The sequence below is a fragment of the Clostridium sp. CAG:43 genome, assembly GCF_000434655.1.
GTDB classification, from domain to species: domain Bacteria; phylum Bacillota; class Clostridia; order Lachnospirales; family Lachnospiraceae; genus Otoolea; species Otoolea fessa.
In genome coordinates this window covers 6,327-8,192 of the sequence record NZ_FR895085.1, presented here as the reverse complement: position 1 = coordinate 8,192, position 1,866 = coordinate 6,327, and the positions used below count along the sequence as shown (strand labels likewise).

The following is a 1,866-nucleotide window of genomic DNA, read 5'->3' as shown; positions in this document are numbered from 1 at the left end:
CCGGAAACAATGAACTGCCCCAGACCTTCCACAACCGCCGTCTTTCCGACGCCTGGTTCCCCGATCAGGCACGGATTATTCTTCGTCCGGCGGCTTAAAATCTGAATAACACGTTTCATTTCCCGTTCCCTGCCGATGACTGGATCGAGCTTTCCGTCCCGCGCCATCTGGGTCAGATCCCGGCTGAAATTGTCCAGATTCGGTGTATTGCCTTTCTCCGGGCGCACCCGTCTTGCTGCCGCATCTTCCGCTGTCTCGGACGGCGCGTCATCGCCCATAGCCCCCATCAGATCCACATATAATTTCTGAATATTAACATTCATTGTATTGAGTAAACGGCACGCAGTTGATTTTCCATCCTTGATGATGGCAATCAGGATATGCTCCGTTCCAATCAGAGGCGCTTTGAAAAAAACCGCCTCATCATAACTCGCCTGCAGCACGGCGCGCGCCCCCGGCGTATACTCAATCTGTCCCTCTACCTGAGTCGCCACTGCCGGGCTTATCAGACGCTCCATCAGTTCCATGACACGCTCTTCTGTCACATCATGTTCTGCCAGAACCGCTGCCGCCACGCCAGTTCCCTCTTTTATCAGTCCTAAAAGCAGATGCTCCGTCCCCACATAGCCGTGTTCCAGCTCCTGCGCTGTCTCGACTGCCAGACGGATCGCTTCTCTGGCTTTCTGAGTAAAACGATCGATCATTTTACTGTTCCTCCTGTTTCTTTTTACTTTACACCAGCTTCGGCAGTTCCTCCCGCAGATATCGCGCCCGCTCTGCCTCCAGTTCCTCACGTCCCAGCGGCTTGCTCGAACGTTTCTGTAAGTTTGCCGGCTGGATGCCGATCATCAGGCGGTAAATGCTCACAAATTCTGCCAGTTTTAACAGCCCGTCCGCGATGCCCGCCCAGACATGAGATAGAAATGTCATCGCTTCCTTGAGCGTCATCCGGCGCGCATATTTCAGAACGCCGTAGGACTTGTACGCCTCATCCTCCCGCTCCAGGCGGTGCCTCGACAGAGAAACCTCGCGGAACTGATTTTCCTGCGCCGAGAGCTGCCCCGCCACGTTGGCTACCAGCTCCAGAATCTCTTGTTCGGTGATGCCGAGTGTTTTCTGATTGACTACCTCGTACAGATCGCCGTAGTTTTCATTGCCTCTGCCATAAACGCCGCGCACGGTCGTGCCGAAACGTCCCATATCGCCCAGAAGTTCCTGAAATTTCTTATTCATCGTCAGAGACGGCAGATGCACGACCACAGACGCCTTCATTGCTGTTCCGACATTCGTCGGATAGGACGTCAGATATCCATATTTCTCATTGAATGCATACGGAATCTTCTCGTTGATATAATCATCCAGCGCATCCGCTTTTGCATAACATTCTTGCAGATTGAGTCCCGATGCCAGCACCTGTAAACGGATATGATCGTCCGCATTTAATACCATGCTGACCCGCTCATCCTCCGAACAGAGGATCCCGCCCGGCGTCGTCTTCTCCGCCAGCGTGCGGTTTAAAAGCCGCCGTTCCCGCAATGCGGTGCGGTCAAGCTTCTCCATCAATTCCAGATCTTCATATTCATAAAACTGACCGTCCCGGTCACCCAGATCGCGGAAATTCTGTTTTAAACGGGCAATCATCGTCCGCGCCTCATCCGGCTCCAGACGGCTCGGAAATTTATATTCTTCCCAGTTCCGAGACAGACGCACCCGGCTGGAAACGATATTGGACGCATCATTCGCCACTTCCTCAAACCATTTCGTCATGTCTCATCTCTCCTTCCAGACTGTGTATCTTATCCCGGCAGGCAGCAGCCGTCTCATAGTCTTCTTCCTGCAACGCCGCTTCCAGCCTGCGCTTCAGCT

General features: G+C 53.4%; 2 protein-coding genes and 1 pseudogene (1 of these 3 cut by a window edge). All 3 read right to left on the bottom strand.

Going from position 1 to position 1,866, the window contains the following annotated elements; translation table 11 throughout:
* A pseudogene (locus QVO97_RS06930) lies at positions 1 to 704 on the bottom strand (ATP-dependent Clp protease ATP-binding subunit); it reaches 1,766 nt to the left of the window's first position.
* Positions 705 to 732: 28 nt separating this feature from the next.
* The gene (locus QVO97_RS06925; RefSeq protein WP_022359632.1) at positions 733 to 1,767 is read right to left on the bottom strand and encodes a hypothetical protein; all 1,035 of its coding nucleotides are present in this window, start codon (positions 1,765 to 1,767) and stop codon (positions 733 to 735) included.
* Positions 1,751 to 1,840 (bottom strand): UvrB/UvrC motif-containing protein, encoded by a 90-nt coding sequence (locus QVO97_RS06920; protein WP_288189263.1) that lies wholly within the window; start codon positions 1,838 to 1,840, stop codon positions 1,751 to 1,753. The genes QVO97_RS06925 and QVO97_RS06920 overlap by 17 nt, the downstream gene beginning before the upstream one ends.
* Between the last annotated feature and the right edge of the window lie 26 nt (positions 1,841 to 1,866).

Excerpts from the sequence above, each read along its gene's own strand:
- QVO97_RS06925 (WP_022359632.1), bottom strand. The coding sequence starts at position 1,767 with ATGACGAAATGGTTTGAGGAAGTGGCGAATGATGCGTCCAATATCGTT.